The sequence below is a fragment of the Ruegeria sp. CDSA077 genome (genome assembly GCF_059612265.1).
The window spans coordinates 422171-439118 of record NZ_JBXWQG010000001.1 but is presented as its reverse complement, the minus strand read 5'-3'; the positions used below and the strand labels follow the sequence as shown (position 1 = coordinate 439118).

Annotated in this window: 22 protein-coding genes and 1 tRNA gene; 14 read left to right on the top strand and 9 right to left on the bottom strand. The window is 56.3% G+C overall.

What is annotated here, in order from left to right; translation table 11 throughout:
- Positions 1–38: 38 nt before the first annotated feature.
- The 9 genes from pyrG to AC2FLE_RS02225 all read left to right on the top strand — a co-directional run bounded on the left by pyrG (position 39) and on the right by AC2FLE_RS02225 (position 7721).
- A complete protein-coding gene (gene pyrG / locus AC2FLE_RS02265; RefSeq protein WP_142634602.1) occupies positions 39–1682 on the top strand; it encodes a CTP synthase in 1644 nt (547 codons plus the stop codon).
- A gap of 102 nt (positions 1683–1784) precedes the next feature.
- Positions 1785–2549, top strand: coding sequence for an isocitrate lyase/PEP mutase family protein (locus tag AC2FLE_RS02260; protein ID WP_496693321.1), 765 nt, complete (start codon positions 1785–1787; stop codon positions 2547–2549).
- A 103-nt stretch (positions 2550–2652) separates the two neighbouring features.
- Complete coding sequence (locus AC2FLE_RS02255) at positions 2653–3102, top strand: tellurite resistance TerB family protein (protein ID WP_142634606.1); 450 nt, start codon at positions 2653–2655, stop codon at positions 3100–3102.
- A 20-nt stretch (positions 3103–3122) separates the two neighbouring features.
- Positions 3123–3560: a tellurite resistance TerB family protein gene (locus AC2FLE_RS02250; RefSeq protein WP_142634608.1), complete on the top strand. Its 438-nt coding sequence runs from the start codon at positions 3123–3125 to the stop codon at positions 3558–3560.
- A gap of 5 nt (positions 3561–3565) precedes the next feature.
- The gene (locus tag AC2FLE_RS02245) at positions 3566–4288 is read left to right on the top strand and encodes a phosphate/phosphite/phosphonate ABC transporter substrate-binding protein (RefSeq protein WP_496696077.1); all 723 of its coding nucleotides are present in this window, start codon (positions 3566–3568) and stop codon (positions 4286–4288) included.
- 146 nt (positions 4289–4434) lie between these two features.
- On the top strand, positions 4435–5211 hold the full coding sequence (locus AC2FLE_RS02240) for an ABC transporter ATP-binding protein (RefSeq protein WP_496694986.1): 777 nt from the start codon (positions 4435–4437) through the stop codon (positions 5209–5211).
- Between the two features lie 33 nt (positions 5212–5244).
- Positions 5245–5958, top strand: coding sequence for a transporter substrate-binding domain-containing protein (locus tag AC2FLE_RS02235; RefSeq protein WP_271946303.1), 714 nt, complete (start codon positions 5245–5247; stop codon positions 5956–5958).
- Positions 5959–6030: 72 nt separating this feature from the next.
- Positions 6031–6918, top strand: coding sequence for an ABC transporter permease (locus AC2FLE_RS02230; RefSeq protein ID WP_142635158.1), 888 nt, complete (start codon positions 6031–6033; stop codon positions 6916–6918).
- Positions 6915–7721 carry an ABC transporter permease gene (locus AC2FLE_RS02225; RefSeq protein WP_142634616.1) on the top strand — a complete coding sequence of 269 codons (807 nt, stop codon included), beginning with the start codon at positions 6915–6917 and terminating at the stop codon, positions 7719–7721. Before AC2FLE_RS02230 ends, AC2FLE_RS02225 begins: the two co-directional genes overlap by 4 nt.
- Before the next feature lie 149 nt (positions 7722–7870).
- Here the strand turns inward: AC2FLE_RS02225 and AC2FLE_RS02220 are convergent.
- Together AC2FLE_RS02220 and AC2FLE_RS02215 are read right to left on the bottom strand one after the other, a co-directional pair.
- Positions 7871–7947, bottom strand: a tRNA-His gene (locus AC2FLE_RS02220).
- Between the two features lie 47 nt (positions 7948–7994).
- Positions 7995–8477 carry a GNAT family N-acetyltransferase gene (locus AC2FLE_RS02215; protein ID WP_496694984.1) on the bottom strand — a complete coding sequence of 161 codons (483 nt, stop codon included), beginning with the start codon at positions 8475–8477 and terminating at the stop codon, positions 7995–7997.
- Positions 8478–8554: 77 nt separating this feature from the next.
- Between AC2FLE_RS02215 and AC2FLE_RS02210 the strand changes: the two genes are divergently transcribed.
- Positions 8555–8743 carry a DUF6324 family protein gene (locus AC2FLE_RS02210; RefSeq protein ID WP_142634620.1) on the top strand — a complete coding sequence of 63 codons (189 nt, stop codon included), beginning with the start codon at positions 8555–8557 and terminating at the stop codon, positions 8741–8743.
- Positions 8744–8747: 4 nt separating this feature from the next.
- On the opposite strand, the gene AC2FLE_RS02205 is transcribed toward AC2FLE_RS02210, so the two are convergent.
- Positions 8748–9179 (bottom strand): MmcB family DNA repair protein, encoded by a 432-nt coding sequence (locus AC2FLE_RS02205; RefSeq protein WP_142634622.1) that lies wholly within the window; start codon positions 9177–9179, stop codon positions 8748–8750.
- Between the two features lie 113 nt (positions 9180–9292).
- Between AC2FLE_RS02205 and AC2FLE_RS02200 the strand changes: the two genes are divergently transcribed.
- Both AC2FLE_RS02200 and AC2FLE_RS02195 read left to right on the top strand, forming a co-directional pair.
- Positions 9293–9613 carry an ArsR/SmtB family transcription factor gene (locus AC2FLE_RS02200; RefSeq protein WP_271946295.1) on the top strand — a complete coding sequence of 107 codons (321 nt, stop codon included), beginning with the start codon at positions 9293–9295 and terminating at the stop codon, positions 9611–9613.
- A complete protein-coding gene (locus AC2FLE_RS02195; protein ID WP_496694982.1) occupies positions 9610–10035 on the top strand; it encodes an SRPBCC family protein in 426 nt (141 codons plus the stop codon). The genes AC2FLE_RS02200 and AC2FLE_RS02195 overlap by 4 nt, the downstream gene beginning before the upstream one ends.
- Before the next feature lie 275 nt (positions 10036–10310).
- Here the strand turns inward: AC2FLE_RS02195 and AC2FLE_RS02190 are convergent, their stop codons facing one another.
- Positions 10311–11207, bottom strand: coding sequence for a LysR family transcriptional regulator (locus AC2FLE_RS02190; RefSeq protein WP_142634628.1), 897 nt, complete (start codon positions 11205–11207; stop codon positions 10311–10313).
- Between the two features lie 90 nt (positions 11208–11297).
- Between AC2FLE_RS02190 and AC2FLE_RS02185 the strand changes: the two genes are divergently transcribed.
- Positions 11298–12125 carry a TauD/TfdA dioxygenase family protein gene (locus tag AC2FLE_RS02185; protein ID WP_496690790.1) on the top strand — a complete coding sequence of 276 codons (828 nt, stop codon included), beginning with the start codon at positions 11298–11300 and terminating at the stop codon, positions 12123–12125.
- Positions 12126–12237: 112 nt separating this feature from the next.
- On the opposite strand, the gene AC2FLE_RS02180 is transcribed toward AC2FLE_RS02185, so the two are convergent.
- From AC2FLE_RS02180 to AC2FLE_RS02160, 5 genes are all read right to left on the bottom strand, one after another.
- Entirely contained in the window at positions 12238–12543 is a 306-nt protein-coding gene (locus AC2FLE_RS02180) for a hypothetical protein (protein ID WP_142634632.1), read from the bottom strand.
- A gap of 59 nt (positions 12544–12602) precedes the next feature.
- Positions 12603–13085, bottom strand: a complete 483-nt coding sequence (gene nusB / locus AC2FLE_RS02175; RefSeq protein WP_142634634.1) for a transcription antitermination factor NusB — start codon at positions 13083–13085, stop codon at positions 12603–12605.
- Positions 13082–13633, bottom strand: a complete 552-nt coding sequence (locus AC2FLE_RS02170; protein WP_496687468.1) for a 6,7-dimethyl-8-ribityllumazine synthase — start codon at positions 13631–13633, stop codon at positions 13082–13084. Before AC2FLE_RS02170 ends, nusB begins: the two co-directional genes overlap by 4 nt.
- 2 nt (positions 13634–13635) lie before the next feature.
- A complete protein-coding gene (gene ribB / locus AC2FLE_RS02165) occupies positions 13636–14757 on the bottom strand; it encodes a 3,4-dihydroxy-2-butanone-4-phosphate synthase (protein ID WP_496694979.1) in 1122 nt (373 codons plus the stop codon).
- 109 nt (positions 14758–14866) lie between these two features.
- Entirely contained in the window at positions 14867–15454 is a 588-nt protein-coding gene (locus AC2FLE_RS02160; RefSeq protein ID WP_142634640.1) for a riboflavin synthase, read from the bottom strand.
- A 138-nt stretch (positions 15455–15592) separates the two neighbouring features.
- Here AC2FLE_RS02160 and AC2FLE_RS02155 point away from each other — a divergent pair, with 138 nt between their 5' ends.
- A complete protein-coding gene (locus AC2FLE_RS02155) occupies positions 15593–16891 on the top strand; it encodes a capsule polysaccharide biogenesis protein (protein WP_496694977.1) in 1299 nt (432 codons plus the stop codon).
- Positions 16892–16948: the final 57 nt, after the last annotated feature.

Below are 16948 nucleotides of genomic sequence, written 5' to 3'. Positions count from 1 at the left end.
AGCTGATATTGACGTCTCACGGGGAGCAGCCGAAAAACATGGCGCGTTTTATTTTCATCACTGGTGGTGTGGTTTCATCCTTGGGCAAAGGATTAGCTTCGGCGGCTTTGGGCGCGCTGTTGCAGGCCCGCGGATATTCGGTGCGTCTGCGCAAGCTGGACCCCTATCTGAATGTCGATCCGGGCACCATGTCGCCTTTTGAACATGGCGAAGTGTTCGTTACAGATGACGGGGCAGAAACCGATCTGGACCTTGGCCATTACGAACGTTTTACCGGCGTAGCCGCGCGCAAAACCGACTCGGTCAGTTCCGGGCGGATTTATTCCAACGTGTTGGAAAAAGAACGCCGCGGCGATTACCTGGGCAAAACCATTCAGGTGATCCCGCACGTCACCAATGAGATCAAGGATTTCATCGCCATAGGCGAGGATGAGGTTGATTTCATGCTGTGCGAGATCGGCGGCACCGTGGGCGATATCGAAGGCCTGCCCTTCTTTGAGGCCATCCGCCAATTCAGCCAGGACAAACCACGCGGCCAATGCCTGTTCATGCACTTGACCCTGCTGCCCTACATCAAAGCCTCGGGCGAATTGAAAACCAAACCAACCCAGCACTCGGTGAAAGAGCTGCGTTCGATCGGTCTCGCCCCCGACATTCTGGTCTGCCGGTCCGAAGGCCCGATCCCGACCAAGGAACGTGAAAAGCTGGCTTTGTTCTGTAACGTCCGCCCCGATAGCGTGATTGCTGCGCAGGACCTCAGCACCATCTACGATGCTCCGCTCGCCTATCACCGCGAGGGACTGGATCAGGCGGTTCTGGATGCCTTCCAGATCAGCCCTGCCCCCAAGCCCGATCTGACCAAATGGGAAGACGTCAGTGATCGCATCCACAATGCCGAGGGCGAAGTGAAGGTCGCCATCGTCGGTAAGTACACCCAGTTGGAAGACGCCTATAAGTCGATAGCCGAGGCGCTGACCCATGGCGGGATGGCCAACCGTGTCCGCGTCAAGGTCGAATGGGTCGATGCCGAGGTATTCGATACCGAAGAGGCCGCCCCGCATCTGGAAGGCTTCCACGCGATCCTCGTGCCCGGCGGATTCGGTGAGCGCGGTACCGAAGGCAAAATCAAGGCTGCGCAATACGCCCGCGAACATAAAGTGCCCTACCTGGGCATCTGCCTGGGCATGCAGATGGCCGTAATTGAGGCCGCGCGAAATGCCGCTGGCATCAAAGAGGCCGGGTCCGAGGAATTCGACCATGAATCCGGTAAAAAACGTTTCGAACCGGTGGTCTATCACCTGAAAGAATGGGTGCAGGGCAATCACAAGGTCGAACGCAAAGTCGGTGATGACAAGGGCGGCACCATGCGCCTGGGCGCCTATGACGCGGTTCTGGCCGAAGGGTCAAAAGTGGCCGAAGTCTATGGCGGTACCGCCATCGAGGAGCGCCACCGCCACCGCTATGAAGTGGACATCAAATACCGCGACAAGCTGGAAAAAGCTGGTCTCAATTTCTCAGGCATGTCCCCCGACGGCCGGTTGCCAGAAATCGTCGAGTGGTCGGATCATCCGTGGTTCATTGGGGTCCAGTACCACCCCGAGCTGAAATCCAAGCCGTTCGACCCGCATCCTTTGTTCCGCGACTTTGTGCGCGCTGCCAAGGATACCTCGCGTCTGGTCTGACACCAGGCACGAAAGCAGATTGTATCGGTCAGCGCGAAAAGACTGTACGCGCTGACCCTTTGCACGGTTAACTGTCCGCAACTCAGAGATAGGAGACCGGCCATGACCGATCAGATCACCAAAGCACTGACATTCGCGGCTCTGCACAAAAAGGGCGAACCGGTTATCCTGTACAATATCTGGGATGCTGGCAGTGCCGGTGCCGTGCGCGACGCTGGCGCCCAAGCCATTGCCACTGGAAGCGCTCCTGTTGCGATGGCACAAGGGTTCAGCGACGGCCAAAACATCCCGATGCAGGTCGCGCTGGACAATGCTCGCCGGATTGTCGAATCCGTTGATCTACCGGTTACTCTGGATTTCGAAGGTGCGTATGCGGCTGATGCTCAGGGTATCTCTGCCAATATCAGGCTGGCCCTTGAATCCGGCGTTGTCGGCTTCAACTTCGAAGACCAGATCATCGGATCAAAAGACTTGTACGATATTGAAACTCAGGCCGCCCGTGTCAGCGCGATGCGTGAAGGCTGCGATGCGGCTGGCGTTCCTGCGTTTATCAACGCGCGGACCGACATTTTCCTGAAGGCGCAGCCCGAAACCCATGATGATGCGATGCTGGAAGAGGCAATGGTCCGAGCACAAGCCTATTCAGATGCAGGGGCCAGCGGATTCTTTGCCCCCGGCCTACGGGATCAGGCCATGATTGCCCGGTTGGTAAAGTCAATCGACCTGCCGCTAAATATCATAGCATTACCCGGCACACCGGACACCGCCACTTTGGCTGGGCTGGGAGTCGCGCGTATAAGCTATGGCCCTGTACCCTATCGGAAAATGCTGGCCTGGCTGCAAGACGAAGCGCGAAAGGTACTCTGACCCAGCGCGCTATCCGGCTGTAGCAGGCGGTCTTTTGATCATTCTGAGCCTTGCGCGATAGTCCGTGCTTGGCGGGTTATCAAATATGGAATAATCTCTGACCATGTTGAAAAAACTCTTTCAGGCTTTCCGCCCGCCACAACACGACAATCTGCCCGACCCAGACGCTGAACTTGCACTCGGGGCGCTTATGGTGCGCGTTGCACAAGCGGACAGGGATTATAAGCTGGAAGAGATCAGCCTGATCGACCGTATCCTCGCCCGACTTTATCAACATAACGCGATCGAAGCCGCAAAGGTCCGCGCCACCTGCGAGAAACTGCACGCAGCCGCACCGGAAACGGACACGTTCGGTAAGCTGATCCGGGAAACCACGGACCTGCACGAGCGCTTGGCCGCTTTGGATGCCCTCTGGGAGGTGGTTCTGGCCGACGGGAATACAGATGAGGGCGAGATGAAAATCGTCGAAGAAGCCCGCATCGCCATGGGTCTGAGCTTTAACGACAGCAAGACCGCCAGAAAGCGTGTGCAAAGACGCTTGGAAGAGGCGTAAGGCCTCTCTATACCTGTCTCATGTTTAGTGATTTTCTGTCTCGACTGACCCAGCCTCAGCCCGCCCCTTTCACCGATGACGATGCTCGACTGGCCTTGACGGCCCTGCTGGTGCGCGTTGCCCGATCTGACAACGACTATGCCGACAGTGAAATGGCGCGAATCGACCGGATTTCGGTTGAACGCTATGACCTATCCCCGTTCGAAGCCGCCGGCCTGCGCGCCCGCGCCGAAGATCTCGAGGCCGAAGCACCGGACACCGTACGGTTCACTCGCGCAATCAAAGAGGCCGTTGCCTATGACGACCGCTTGGCAGTCGTTCAGGCCTTGTGGTCGGTCGCTCTGGCGGATGGGCACCGCACGGGTGAAGAGGATTCCTTACTGCGACTGGTCGTCAGCCTGCTGGGCATCAGTGATGTCGACTCTGCAATGGCCCGTCAAAAGGCTGCCAAATCTTGATAGCCATGCTGGGCATGTACGACATGCCTGCGCTGCGCCCTGCGAATGATCGGTTTTGGGCATCGATTCGGGATTACCTTGGCTATGGCCCCGCAAACCTAAACCGAGACCGGGATGTCTGGGATGTCTGGTTGGACTCGGATCTGGTTTTTGCCCAGACCTGCGGCATGCCCTATCGCACCCGGCTGCATGGCAAGGTGCAGTTGGTTGGAACGCCGGACTACGCGTTGCCTGGCTGCCCACCTGGCCATTACCGGTCGGTTTTTGTAGCCCGCCGCCACGACCCCCGCGATCTTGATGAATTGGCCGATGGTGTTTTTGCCTATAATGAACCGCTGTCGCAATCCGGATGGGCCGCCCCAATGGTTCACCTTGAACGATACCACCGAACACCATCGTCGGTTCTGCAATCCGGTGGTCATGCGCTGTCTGCTCAAGCCATTTCCGAGGGCCGTGCCGATTATGCCGCGCTGGATGCGCTGACATGGGAGATACTGAAGGTCCATTCCGACCTTCCAGAAGCTCTGCGTGAGGTCGCCGAAACAACCCCAACCCCCGCGCTACCTTATATCACAGCGAAGGATCAGGACGCCGCTCAGATCGCACGCGCTGCTCGCAACGCGATTCTAACCATGTCACCGCAAGATCGGAACCTTCTGCACCTGCATGACCTGATCTCAATTCCTGCCAAAGATTATCTGCGCGTCCCAAATCCGTCGAAATTGTAAACTGCGATGGATAATTCATGATCAAATTGACCAGAACGCTTCGTCAAATTGACGGAATCACCCGCTTACTCTGTCATTTGCGCATTGCATTGATCTGATTTTTAAGCCCTAGTACCGCACCAACACCAATAACACTTGGACCAACCGTGACAGATTCAACTCCCGTCATTGAGATCAAGAACCTACACAAGAGTTTCGGCAATCTGGAAGTGCTGAAGGGCGTGGATATCACTGCCAGACGGGGCGATGTCGTATCTTTGATTGGGTCCTCGGGGTCTGGGAAATCCACTTTATTGCGGTGCTGCAACCTGTTGGAAGACAGCCAGCAGGGCGAAATCCTTTTCAAGGGTGAACCTGTTCGTTGGTCCGGTAACAGCCACACGCGCCGGCCTGCAGATGCGAAACAGGTTCTGCGCATTCGCACAAACCTGTCGATGGTTTTCCAACAGTTCAACCTGTGGGCTCATTTGACCATCCTGCAGAACGTGATGGAAGCACCTGTAACGGTATTGGGCCGTGACAAAAATGAAGTTGAAGACAGCGCACGCAGATACCTTGAAAAAGTTGGTATTGGCGACAAGTGCGACGCCTACCCCGCACAGTTGTCAGGTGGTCAGCAACAGCGTGCCGCAATCGCGCGGGGGCTGTGCATGGAGCCCGAGGCGCTTTTGTTTGACGAGCCCACGTCGGCGCTGGACCCCGAATTGGAACAAGAAGTGATCAAGGTGATCAAAGACCTGGCTGCAGAAGGCCGCACCATGATCATTGTGACCCACGACATGAAAATGGCCGCTGATATCTCTAGCCATGTCGTTTTCCTTCACCAGGGCCTCATCGAAGAAGAAGGCCTGCCTGAAGATCTCTTTACTACCCCTGAATCTCCACGGCTTCAGGGCTTTCTTTCCGCCACTCAGGCGGCATAACTTCAGATCAGAACCAAAACTGGGGAGTATCCAATGAAAAAACTGATCCTGACCACTGCGGCCCTTGCGCTGAGCGCGGGCATGGCCATGGCAGACACCATCCGGATGGGGACCGAGGGAGCCTATGCACCTTGGAACTTCGTCAATGACGCAGGTGAGATCGACGGCTTTGAGCGCGAGCTGGGCGACGAGCTGTGCAAACGCGCAGACCTGACCTGCGAGTGGGTCAAGAACGACTGGGATTCGATCATTCCGAACCTGGTCTCGGGCAACTACGACGTGATCATCGCTGGAATGTCGATCACCGACGAGCGTGACGAGGTCATCGACTTTACCCAGAACTACACACCGCCGGATCCTTCCGCCTATGTAGCAATGTCGGATGACGCCGATGTTGCAGGTGGTGTGGTCGCCGCACAGACCGGCACCATTCAGGCTGGCTATATCGCCGAATCCGGCGCGACCCTGGTCGAGTTCGCCAGCCCCGAGGAAACCATCGCTGCCGTACGCAACGGTGAGGCCGATGCGGTTCTGGCCGACAAATCCTTCCTTGCCCCGATCGTCGACGAAGACGCAGATCTGCGCTTTGTGGCCGATGAGGTTCCGCTGGGTGGTGGCGTCGGCATTGGCGTCCGTGAATCCGACGGTGAGCTGAAAGAAAAGCTCAACGCAGCCATCCAATCCATGAAGGATGACGGCAGCCTGAACGAGCTGATCACCAAATGGGAAGTGTCTTCGACCTTCTAATTCTGATCCGGCGGCGTGCCCCAGTCTACGGGCGCGCCGCCCCAGCGCCTTTACCACCTGAAGAGGCCCGCCATTTTTTCGTTCTGCACTGATCCCGACACGCTGGGAACCTTCCGTTGGTTCTCGTGCTATCTGACCAATGGTGTGCATTGGTCCTTTTACCTGTCCTTCCTCAAGGTACTAGCCCTACTTGCCGTGACGGCGCCCGTAGCGCTGGGTTTCGGGTTCGTCGGAGCCATGGCTGCCCGTTCGCACGTTCTGCCGGTCAGTTGGCTGGGTAAGGGTTATATCGCCATCGTGCGCGGCGTGCCGGATATCGCCTTTTTCATGTTCTTCGTGATTGCTTTGGATCAGGCATTCGAATGGACGCGGCATCAAATTCTCTGCCCGGACTGGACGGATTCGATCCGACAGGGCAACGACTTTATCGTCTGCCAATCTGCCAAACTGCCACTGGGCACCTCGCCGGAATGGGTGCACGAAACCTATGGGTTCTTTCTGGCTGTCATCACTTTCTCTATTGTTTTCGGTGCTTTCGCCGCCAATGTTTTGTTCGGCGGCATGCGGGCCGTACCCTATACACAGCTGGAAACCGCCGAAGCCTATGGGATGTCCCGCCGCCAGACATTCTGGAAAATCCTTGTGCCTCAGATGTGGGTTTATGCCCTGCCCGGTCTCAGCAATCTCTGGATGGTTCTGATCAAGGCCACACCGTTGCTGTTCCTTCTGGGCATCGAAGATATCGTGTACTGGGCCCGCGAACTGGGCAGCACCAAGACTCCGAAGTTTACGCAATACCCACACGGTGACTGGCGCATGTGGTATTTCCTGTTCCTGCTGGTTTTCTACCTTGGCTTCACCCGTATGTCCGAGATCGGGCTTGAACGCCTGATGCGCCGGCTGTCCCACGGACAGGCCACCGCCGCCGGAGAATTGCTGCGCAAGGAGACCACCGCATGAGCTGCTTGCAGACCATTCAGGACTACGGCCTGCGATCTCTTGGATATGGCGAGCGCCTGCTGCCAAAATCCGACTTTACCTTATGTGAGCACTTTACCCTGATCGGGTCTGGTATGATCTGGAATATCTATTTCGGAGTCATGGCGCTTGCGACCGGATTTTTCCTGGCCACAGCACTGGCGCTTGGCAAAGCTTCACCCAGTTTCTGGCTGCGCAAACCTTCGGAATGGTTCATTTTCATCTTTCGTGGTTCGCCGCTGTTCATTCAGTTTTTCTTTGCCTATTTCTTCTTCCTGTCGCTGAAGAAATCCTATCCGATGTTCGATTCTCTGACGTCGGCCTGGATTGGGGCGCTGATCGTTCTGTTTCTGAACACAGCCGCCTATTCAGCCGAAATTTTCTTTGGCGCGCTCCGATCCATTCCCAAGGGCGATACCGAGGCTGCAGATGCTTATGGCATGTCCGGTTGGTCTCGCTTCCGGCGGATCGTCTGGCCCACCATGCTGCGGCTTGCCTGGCCCGCCTACACGAATGAGGCGATCTTTCTGTTCCATGCCACCACGCTGGTGTTCTTCTCGGCCTTCCCCGCCTGGCAGCAACGAGGCGATGCGCTGTATTACGCAAGTTATTTCGCGGACAAGACGTTCAACCCCTTTGTCGCCTATCCAATCCTTGCCTTCTATTTCATCTTACTGACGCTTGTGATCGTTGGGGGGTTCGGCCTGGTGAACAAGCATCTGAACCGTCATTTACCTGCGGAACGAAAAACAAAAATGCGCTTTCGCCTGAATCTGGCACGCTAAGAACCTACCGGGGATACAGCCGCTGCAATCCCCGGAAAAGACAATTTCTCAAATAATAATCGGTACCGTTTTGAGTAAAGGCAGCCCTTCGATTTGCGCGGCGGCTTAGCGGCCGAACTAGCCTGGGAATTTTCTGACAATCGGGGAGATGGTACCGCCTGCTGGATTCGAACCGGCGACCTCTGGATCCACAATCCAGCGCTCTAACCAACTGAGCTAAGGCGGCACTTGTGAAGGGCGATGTACCGAACGCGTTCACGGAATGCAAGAGGATTAAAGCTGAATTTTCCAGCTTTGTTCGACCAGATCAACCCCGAAGGAATGGACCGGTTTGCTATCCATCAACTGCCACCCAGTGGATCCATAAAGCGCACAGGCAGCCTTGTGGCTTTCATGCGTCCACAGCCTCATTTCAGTGTAACCGGCGCCGCGAGCAAAGCCCATGCAGCTCTCCAGCATCCGCTTTCCCACGCCCATTCCGCGCGCTTCGGGCAACAGTAAGAACAACCGCAGTTTTGCGGTCGTTTCACTCAGGGCAACGCAGAAAATACTGCCCAAAGGTTTACCGTCACATTCGGCTATCCAGCCACGCTCGCGCTTGGCATCATGGTCCGAGATGAAATCGTCGAGGATTTCTTTCACCAACACGGCAAAAGAGTCGTCGAAACCCTCGTCTCGTGAATACAAAAGATCATGCACAGCCACCAACCACGGCGCATCCAAAGCTTCAAAGGGTCTGATCTGAATAGAGTGCATCCCCTATTTGAACGCAAAGGTAACTTGATTCTCAAGCCTTTGCGCGCTAGCACGAACTCTCATCCCCGGAGGCACACATGAGCATCAATACCGAAAGTGACATTCAGGCGAATTTGCAGATCGGACCAACAGATCAGGGGATGGTGCGCCTATTCATCGAAGCAGAAAACCTAGAGATTCCAATGGATTTCGATCCAGAAGAAGCCGAAGAGATTGCCGACGAGCTCCGCGCCGCCGCGCATGCCGCACGGGCGGTCAAAAGCTGAGCTATCAGAATCTGGGATCTCTCAAGGACTGCAAGCGCCGGGCTGCATCTGTGGCAAATTTCTGGATCATCTTCTTCCGCCGAGCCGGAGCTATCTTGTCCTCTGGCGCCATACGCACGATCTCGGCGTCATAAGCATCGGCAATGATCAACCCGGTCTCGGCAGGCAACAGCTCGGTCGGAAACTCCGTATCCACTGCCCAGAAGAATCGATCACACCACTCCAAATAGCCCTGCCATTTGGAATCCGACTGGAAATCAGCGCGGCTTGATTTACATTCGATCACCCAAAGCTCACCCTTAGGACCCAGCCCCATCACATCAACCCGCAGTCCGCGTATAGGCACGAATTCCTCAACGGATACAAAGCCATGCGCCGTCAGGTGACGGGCGACTCCACGTGCAAGTCTTTGTCCGGGTTGCAGGTCCAATGTCATATCCCAAATGTGAACAATTAGTGAACAAATGTAAAGTGAGCCCATACGACTTGACATAGTACCATTTGGTATCGCATTAATGTGAAACCAAATGGTATCTCTTTAGGTTGCATATGGAAAATCAAACTCAAAACGCGTTCCGCGCTCTGGCTGACCCTACCCGCAGGGACATTGTGCAAATGCTGGCACTGCAGGACATGACGATTGCTCAGTTGACTGATCGCTTCGACATGACCCGCGCGGCTGTCAAGAAACACCTGACCGTCCTGTCGGATGGCGGCCTGATTGCCGTCGAAGCCCGTGGCCGGGAACGCATAAACCGACTTGAACCAAAAGGCATGGCCCCTGTTCTGGATTGGCTCAGCTACTTTGATCAATTCTGGGATGAACGCCTTAACTCTCTTAAAGAAGCTGTTGAAAGGAAATCAAAATGACTAATGCCGTTCTAAGGAAATCCATTTTCCTGAGGGCCGAGCCCGAGACTGTCTGGGCTTATCTGACCGAACCCGACCGGTTGGCGGAATGGTTTCACAAACCTGAACGCCCCCTGGCCCAGGGACAAAAACTGGAGATGTTCGGAACGACCAGTGGCGACCTTCTGATCTGGGGAGAAGTCCGCGAAGCGCGCCCGCCGTCATATCTGGAGTATTCGTTTACGGTTAAGCCAATGGGCGACGCAGTCAGCATTGTAAAATGGACGCTGGAACCGGTTGCGGGCGGTACACGCCTTGACCTGTTGCACGAAGGTCTGCCGCAAGGTGCCGATGCCTTTGGCCTGATCCTGGCGCTGGACAATGGCTGGGACGAGCATTTCGGCAAGATGCGCGTAGCCCTGCACGAAACTGTTGACGCCTGACCCCTTGTGCGAACCCGCCGGACGCCCTACTTAGGCCCGTGGCGGGTTCTGCCCTTCTTGTGACTGGTAGCATTCTGGTGGCCTTAAGCAATTCCGAGGGGGCTGGCTCTGTTCAGGTCCTGGCCTGATTACCTGGCGCCCACCTGTACATACAGGTCCTCGGGAATCAAACCGCACGGTTGACTGGTGGTCCCGCCACACTCGATCCAAACTCCGGCAGGAAATAGCCGGATTTACGTGCTCTGGGTTCTGACCTGCGGGCCAGATCGCACTAATCAAACCTGGATCAGACAGGCATCAAGAAATGCTTTTACGGGTTCGGGTTGCCGAATGGCGCGGGGCTGCACAATCACAACATTGAAATACCCGATATCCTGTGCCAGCGGACGCGCTACGACCGCATCGCCTTCTATCGTGCGGCTCGCCTCTGGCGGAAAACCAACCAGCGTGAACCCAAGCCCTTTGCCAACATAGGCATGCACCAACTCTCGTGATTGCGAGGTCAGCGGCACTTCTGGATCAAGCCCGGCGGCCTGCAACAGGTCAAGATAGCTTGGACCCGGACCGGAACGCGACACTGCAATGTAGGGCAAGCCTGTCAGCTGCTCAAGCTGTACGCTGTCGGCATGCGCCATAGGGTGGGAGGCCGGAAGTAAAACCAGAGGCGCCAGTTCTTTAAGTACTTCAACGTGATGACGTTGGGGATCAAACCCTTGATCAAACACCACAAGCGCGTCCAACTCGCCCGCATCCAGCGCAGCAACCAGGTTCGGGAAATCATCCTCAACAACCTCGATGCGGATACCGGGATGGCTTTGGCGAAAAGCCAGAACAGCTGGTAGAATGATCTTCTGCGCAATTGCATAGTGTGTCCCGATCACAATAGACCCTGTTTTACCCTCAGCCATCACAGCGGCCCGATTGCCGAGCGCGCCTGCTTGCATCAGCAACGCTTCGGAATCCGTCAAAAAGGCTGCGCCAACGCGGGTCAACCTCATCCCGCGTGCGGGAAAGCGATCAAACAACGTCAAACCAGTGACATCTTCGAGTTTGTCGATTGCCGATGAAATAGCGGCGGCCGAAACATTCAGGTTCCTGGCTGCCTGCGCGATACCGCCACATCGCGCCGTCTCGGCGAAGAACGACAACTGGCGCAAAGTGAAACGTATCATCAATAAAATCTTCTCTTTACAAATTTTAAATCAGTTTTTTCGACCTTTAGCAATGCGCTACCCTGCGTTTGAAACTCAGGGAGAAAGCAGATGGACATCAGACCACTTACCGGCGGTGTGGGCGCAGAGATCATCGGCGCCGATATCCGAGACGGCAGCCTGTTCGACGCCATTCATACGGCCTTTGCTCAGCACTCTGTCATCGTACTCAGAGCGCAGGATGTCGGCCCGGATGAGCATCTGGCGTTTGCCCAACGCTTTGGCGCGATCAACATCAACCGCTTCTTCAGGCCGGTCGAGGGGCATCCAGAAATCGCTATGGTGCTGAAGGAAAAGGATCAGAAAGAGGCCATCGGAGAGGGCTGGCATACCGATCATTCCTACGACCAAATCCCGGCGATGGGGTCTATCCTGCATGCTTTGGAAACCCCGCCCTTTGGAGGCGACACGCTGTTCGTCTCGATGGGTGCGGCTTATGAGGCGCTGTCACCTACCATGCGGAGCTTTCTGGATGGGCTCTGGGCGGTTCATTCCTCTCGGCACGTTTTTGGAACAAGCACACAGGACAGTGAAGCGGCGCAAAGTGGTCGGCTAAGCAATGCACAGGCAGCCACCCAAGACGCGCGACATCCTGTGATCATAAAACACCCCCTCAGCGGGCGGCGCGGTATTTATGTGAATCCAGTGTTCACAACCCATATCGAAGGCCTGAGCGCTGATGAATCAGCAGCCATCCTTGCAATGCTATATGACCATTGCCAGCAACCCGAGTTCCAATGCCGCATTCGTTGGCAAACAGGCGACATGACCATCTGGGACAACCGGGCCACATGGCACAAAGCGGTCAATGACTATCATGGATTTCGACGATTGATGCACAGGGTTACCGTGGAGGGGGTCGCCTTGTCTGCCGAATGACCCGAACCCTGTCAGAGAAAAGACAAAACGCAGTCAGACTAAAACTGACGCCCTGACCTACCAATTACGGCGGGCAAGCTCCGCGTCCACCTAAGCCGGTGTGTCACGTGTCTTAACGCCCAGTACGTGCCTCTTGTTTGATCAAGGCAGGCTTTAGCCTGACAGAAACCGGCGTTCCGCCGCGCGGGCCACCAGGTTTTTCGGCCATGCTCATAATGGCATAGGCAAACTGTACACCGGCAAAGACGATCCCGTTCATGAACCAGATCATCGCCAGAGCAACCAGACCGATATCAGAACCAGTAATCAGATGACGCAGGTTGGCGACGTTCAGGGCCAGAAGCACCCCGACAAAAATTGCCGAGATGGCAAAGCCCCAGGCCACTTGCGTGATATACAAACGGATCAGTTTGGGCATGGCGGACCTCATTGCGCTATAATATTCAGTTTAACGCATATTTGATCCGTGTAAACGCGTCAGAACGCCTCGGGCTTGGCCTCGTGCGCCATGTGATCCAGCACTGCGTTGACAAATTTGGTCTCTTTACCTTCGGGGAAGAAGGCCCGCGCCACATCGACGAATTCAGTGATGACCACCTTGGGCGGTGTGTCGTTCTGTGTCAGCTCTGCTCCGGCGGCCCGGAAGGCCGCACGCAGGGTCGGGTCGATCCGGGCAATCGGCCATTTGGCAACCAAAGCGCGATCGGTCATCTGATCGATCGGCGCCTGATAATTGACCGCATCTTCAACCAGCTTGCGGAACAGGCGAATATCGCCGTCCAGCATTTCCTCGCCCTCATAGACGGCGCCAAAGCGGTGATCCAGAAACTCGGTCACAACCTGATCGGTTGTCTGACCCGATTGCTCCATCTGGAACAGCGCCTGCACGGCATAGAGCCGAGCGGCGGATTTCATCAGGCGTTTCTGGTTGGCCGGTTTTGGCGCGTCTGTCTTGGTCATGCTGTTGTGGGTCCGTTGCTGTCGCCCGCCACAAGGATGGACTCGGACGGCGGCTTGAACCCGACGCCCTTTTTGGAAGAGCCCCACTTACGGCTGAGCGCGATCAGATGCAAGGCCGCAGCGGCAGCCCCGCCCCCTTTATTCATTTTTTCCGGATTGGCGCGCACTTCGGCCTGATCGTCATTCTCGACTGTCAGTATACCGTTGCCGATGCACAGCCCCTGCAGACCCATCAGTTGGATGGCACGGCTGGAGTCGTTGCAGACGGTTTCGTAATGCGTGGTCTCTCCGCGAATGACACAGCCCAGCGCGACATAGCCGTCAAAATTGCACTGACGGTCCGCCATGGCGATAGCCGTCGGGATTTCCAAGGCGCCGGGCACTTCGACCACATCACAGGTGCCGCCTGCCCCTTCGATCTCGGCCTTTGCGCCAGCCACCAAATTGTCAGCGATGGCGCGATAGAACGGGGCCACAACGATCAACAGCTTGACGGGTTTGTCGAAACTCGGTGTCGGCAACACGCCGTGTTTGTCTTGTTCAGCCACAATCAGTCCTCCCTGAGGATTGAACGGGTCCCGACAATGGACAGGCCAAAAGCGTCGAGCCCGAGATAAACGGTTTCCGGCGAGTCGGTCAGCAGCACAAGTTCCTGGATCCCCATCTTGGACAGGATCTGCGCCCCCAGACCGGTTTGTTTGATGGTGCGTGGGCCCTCATCTTCAGCCGCATAGAGCGAGTTGCGCGGTTGGCGGAACAGACAGACCACGCCGCGCCCTCCATCCGCAATCTTTTCCATCGCGCGCGGCAGCTCACGTGAGGATTTCGGGCCAAGACCCAGAATGTCGGGCGCCTCGTGCAGCGCATGGGTCCGGGTCAAAACCGGCTCGGGCGTGGTGATGTCACCCTTGACCATCACGACATGTTCGATGCCATGAGTCTGATCGGTGAAAATCCGCATTTCCCAATCGCCGCCATATTCGGATGTGACGGTTTCCCGAGATGTCTCAACCACCAGATTGTCATTGCGCGACCGGTAGGCGATCAAGTCGCTGATCGTGCCGATCTTCAACCCGTGTTCCTTGGCGAATTCGACCAGGTCAGGCAGCCGCGCCATGGTACCGTCAGGGTTCATGATCTCGCAGATCACACCCGAAGGGTTCAGCCCGGCCAGGCGTGAGATATCAACGGCGGCCTCGGTATGGCCCGCGCGCACCAGCACCCCGCCCCGCTTGGCCCGCAAGGGGAAGACGTGACCCGGCGTGGCGATATGGGCCATCGTGTTTTGCTCGTTGATCGCAGTCGCCACGGTCAACGCCCGGTCACCAGCGGAAATGCCAGTCGACACTCCCTCGCGCGCTTCAATCGACACGGTGAACGCGGTCTCATGACGTGACGAGTTGTTCACCGCCATCATAGGCAGACCCAACGTGTCAATCCGTTCCGCCGTCATCGGCAGGCAGATCAGGCCGCGACCATGGGTGGCCATGAAATTAATTGCCTCAGCATCAGCGAACTCGGCGGCAATCACCAGATCGCCCTCATTCTCGCGATCTTCGTGATCAACCAGGATATACATCCGGCCTTTGCGCGCCTCGTCGATGATCTCTTTGATCGGGCTGATTGCCGCGCGCAGCTGGGCCTCGACCGGTCCGGGAGTTTCAAAGCTCATGGGGCAGCCTTTCACATGCCAAGTTTGACCGGGTGGATAGACCACCGCGCGGTCAAAGACCAGACCGCATGCGGCACCGTTCCGGTCAGACGCGACGTTGAATTGTGGACTAGGACATTTCAGCGAGGCGCGCGACATAGCGAGCCAGCGTGTCGATCTCAAGATTGACCCGGTCGCCGATGCCGACATCCCCCCAGGTCGTCACCTCTTTGGTGTGCGGAATGAAGTTGATACCAAAATCGCACCCGTCCACATCGTTTACGGTCAAAGAAGTACCGTTCAGCGCAACTGATCCCTTGGGCGCAATGAAGCGGGCAAGATCTTTGGGTGCGCGCAAGGTTACCCGCGTGCTGTCGCCCTCGTCCAGAACGGCGACCACTTCTGCGACGCCATCAACATGACCAGACACGATATGACCGCCCAACTCATCTCCGACCTTCAGCGCCCGCTCTAGATTGACACGTTTGCCGACGGTCCAGCGATCCAGATTGGTTTTCGAAACGGTTTCCGCGCTGATTTGCACATCATACCAGTCTTCGCCCAATGCGATGACTGTCAGGCAAACGCCGTCGCTGGCAATGGATGCACCAATATCAATCCCCGGGGTATTGTAGGCGGTTTTGATCCGCGCCCGCAGATCGCCTTGCTGCTCCAGTTCGGTGATGGTGCCGATATCTGTGACGATCCCCGTAAACATTGCGTTAATCCTCTGTTTCTAACCTGATGCCAGCGCTCACCGTCGAGGTAAGCGTAAGCGCGCCTACGGGCAAGCCCCAGGTTGCCGCAAATACGACAAACAGGCATAATTCCTCATCTAACGACAAGAGCAGCAGAAATGTTACCACTCAACGGCGCTGCGCAAAAACGCGTATTTCTTTTCCTGCAAGGACCGCACGGGCCGTTTTTTGGCGCGCTTGGTAAGATCCTGCGCGCAGCGGGTTCCGAGGTGTGGCGCGTGGGTTTCAACGCCGGGGATCAGGCTTTCTGGTCTGATAAGGCCAGCTTTATTCCCTATGCTGGCAAACCCGAGAACTGGCCGGCAAAATTTGTTGACCTGGTTGTCGGCCGCGAGGTGACAGACATAGTCCTGTATGGCGATACGCGTCCAATCCACGCCCAAGCCATCCGCATCGCCCGCGCCCACGGGATCACTGTTCATGTTTTCGAAGAAGGGTATCTGAGGCCCTGGTGGGTCACCTACGAACGCACAGGTACGAATGGCAATTCGCATCTGATGAATCTGGAGGTTACCCAGATGCAGCGAGCGCTGGAGCGTACTGATGCGCCGATGCCGCCCCCTCCGACGCATTGGGGTGATATGCGACAGCATATTTTCTATGGCGCGCTGTATCATTGGTTTGTTCTGTTCCTGAACGGCAAGTATCGCAATTTTCAAACCCACCGTGACCTACCGGTTTCGAAAGAGTTCAGGCTCTATTTCAAACGGCTGGCAATGATGCCCTTCCACAGAATCCGGCGGCGAATGGCGACGGAGCGGGTCCGGCGGGGCGGGTTTCCCTATCACTTGGCATTGCTGCAACTGGGACATGACAGTTCGGTTCAGTCACACTCGGACTTTGACTGCATGTCCGAGTTTCTTGAGCAGGTACTGCACGGTTTTGCAAATGGCGCACCAACGCACCATCATCTGGTCATCAAAGAACACCCGCTGGAAAATCATCGGGAACCATTGCGCCAGGTGGCACGCAAACTGGCCAAAACACTGGGTATCACTGATCGGGTCCATTATGTACCCGGGGGCAAACTGGCCACATTGCTCAACGAAGCGAGTTCGGCCGTGACGATCAATTCAACTGCGGGTCAGCAGGTATTGTGGCGCGGCATTCCTCTGCGCGCCTTTGGCAAATCGGTCTATGACAAGCCCGAATTTGTTTCCAGCCAACCGATCACTGATTTCTTTTCCAATCCAGATATCCCCGATACCGAAGCCTATCAAAGCTATAGGCGTTTTCTGCTTGAAACCAGTCAGGTCCCCGGTGGGTTTTATTCACGCCGTGGGCGGCGACAGTTGCTTAGGCGCGCCGTGGATATGATGCTAAGGGCGAAAGATCCCTACCAATCCGTGCTGACCGACAAAGAGGCGCGGACGCCACAGTTGAGGATCGTTGAGTAAATCACCCCTCATGATGCTGGCGATTGCAGTTGGAAACAAGTACGCTGCTGGAAACAA

Coding starts and splice junctions, on each gene's coding strand:
- pyrG (WP_142634602.1), top strand. CDS start 39: ATGGCGCGTTTTATTTTCATCACTGGTGGTGTGGTTTCATCCTTGGGC.
- AC2FLE_RS02260 (WP_496693321.1), top strand. CDS start 1,785: ATGACCGATCAGATCACCAAAGCACTGACATTCGCGGCTCTGCACAAA.
- AC2FLE_RS02255 (WP_142634606.1), top strand. CDS start 2,653: ATGTTGAAAAAACTCTTTCAGGCTTTCCGCCCGCCACAACACGACAAT.
- AC2FLE_RS02250 (WP_142634608.1), top strand. CDS start 3,123: ATGTTTAGTGATTTTCTGTCTCGACTGACCCAGCCTCAGCCCGCCCCT.
- AC2FLE_RS02245 (WP_496696077.1), top strand. CDS start 3,566: ATGCTGGGCATGTACGACATGCCTGCGCTGCGCCCTGCGAATGATCGG.
- AC2FLE_RS02235 (WP_271946303.1), top strand. CDS start 5,245: ATGAAAAAACTGATCCTGACCACTGCGGCCCTTGCGCTGAGCGCGGGC.
- AC2FLE_RS02225 (WP_142634616.1), top strand. CDS start 6,915: ATGAGCTGCTTGCAGACCATTCAGGACTACGGCCTGCGATCTCTTGGA.
- AC2FLE_RS02215 (WP_496694984.1), bottom strand. CDS start 8,477: ATGCACTCTATTCAGATCAGACCCTTTGAAGCTTTGGATGCGCCGTGG.
- AC2FLE_RS02210 (WP_142634620.1), top strand. CDS start 8,555: ATGAGCATCAATACCGAAAGTGACATTCAGGCGAATTTGCAGATCGGA.
- AC2FLE_RS02205 (WP_142634622.1), bottom strand. CDS start 9,179: ATGACATTGGACCTGCAACCCGGACAAAGACTTGCACGTGGAGTCGCC.
- AC2FLE_RS02200 (WP_271946295.1), top strand. CDS start 9,293: ATGGAAAATCAAACTCAAAACGCGTTCCGCGCTCTGGCTGACCCTACC.
- AC2FLE_RS02195 (WP_496694982.1), top strand. CDS start 9,610: ATGACTAATGCCGTTCTAAGGAAATCCATTTTCCTGAGGGCCGAGCCC.
- AC2FLE_RS02190 (WP_142634628.1), bottom strand. CDS start 11,207: ATGATACGTTTCACTTTGCGCCAGTTGTCGTTCTTCGCCGAGACGGCG.
- AC2FLE_RS02185 (WP_496690790.1), top strand. CDS start 11,298: ATGGACATCAGACCACTTACCGGCGGTGTGGGCGCAGAGATCATCGGC.
- AC2FLE_RS02180 (WP_142634632.1), bottom strand. CDS start 12,543: ATGCCCAAACTGATCCGTTTGTATATCACGCAAGTGGCCTGGGGCTTT.
- nusB (WP_142634634.1), bottom strand. CDS start 13,085: ATGACCAAGACAGACGCGCCAAAACCGGCCAACCAGAAACGCCTGATG.
- ribB (WP_496694979.1), bottom strand. CDS start 14,757: ATGAGCTTTGAAACTCCCGGACCGGTCGAGGCCCAGCTGCGCGCGGCA.
- AC2FLE_RS02160 (WP_142634640.1), bottom strand. CDS start 15,454: ATGTTTACGGGGATCGTCACAGATATCGGCACCATCACCGAACTGGAG.
- AC2FLE_RS02155 (WP_496694977.1), top strand. CDS start 15,593: ATGTTACCACTCAACGGCGCTGCGCAAAAACGCGTATTTCTTTTCCTG.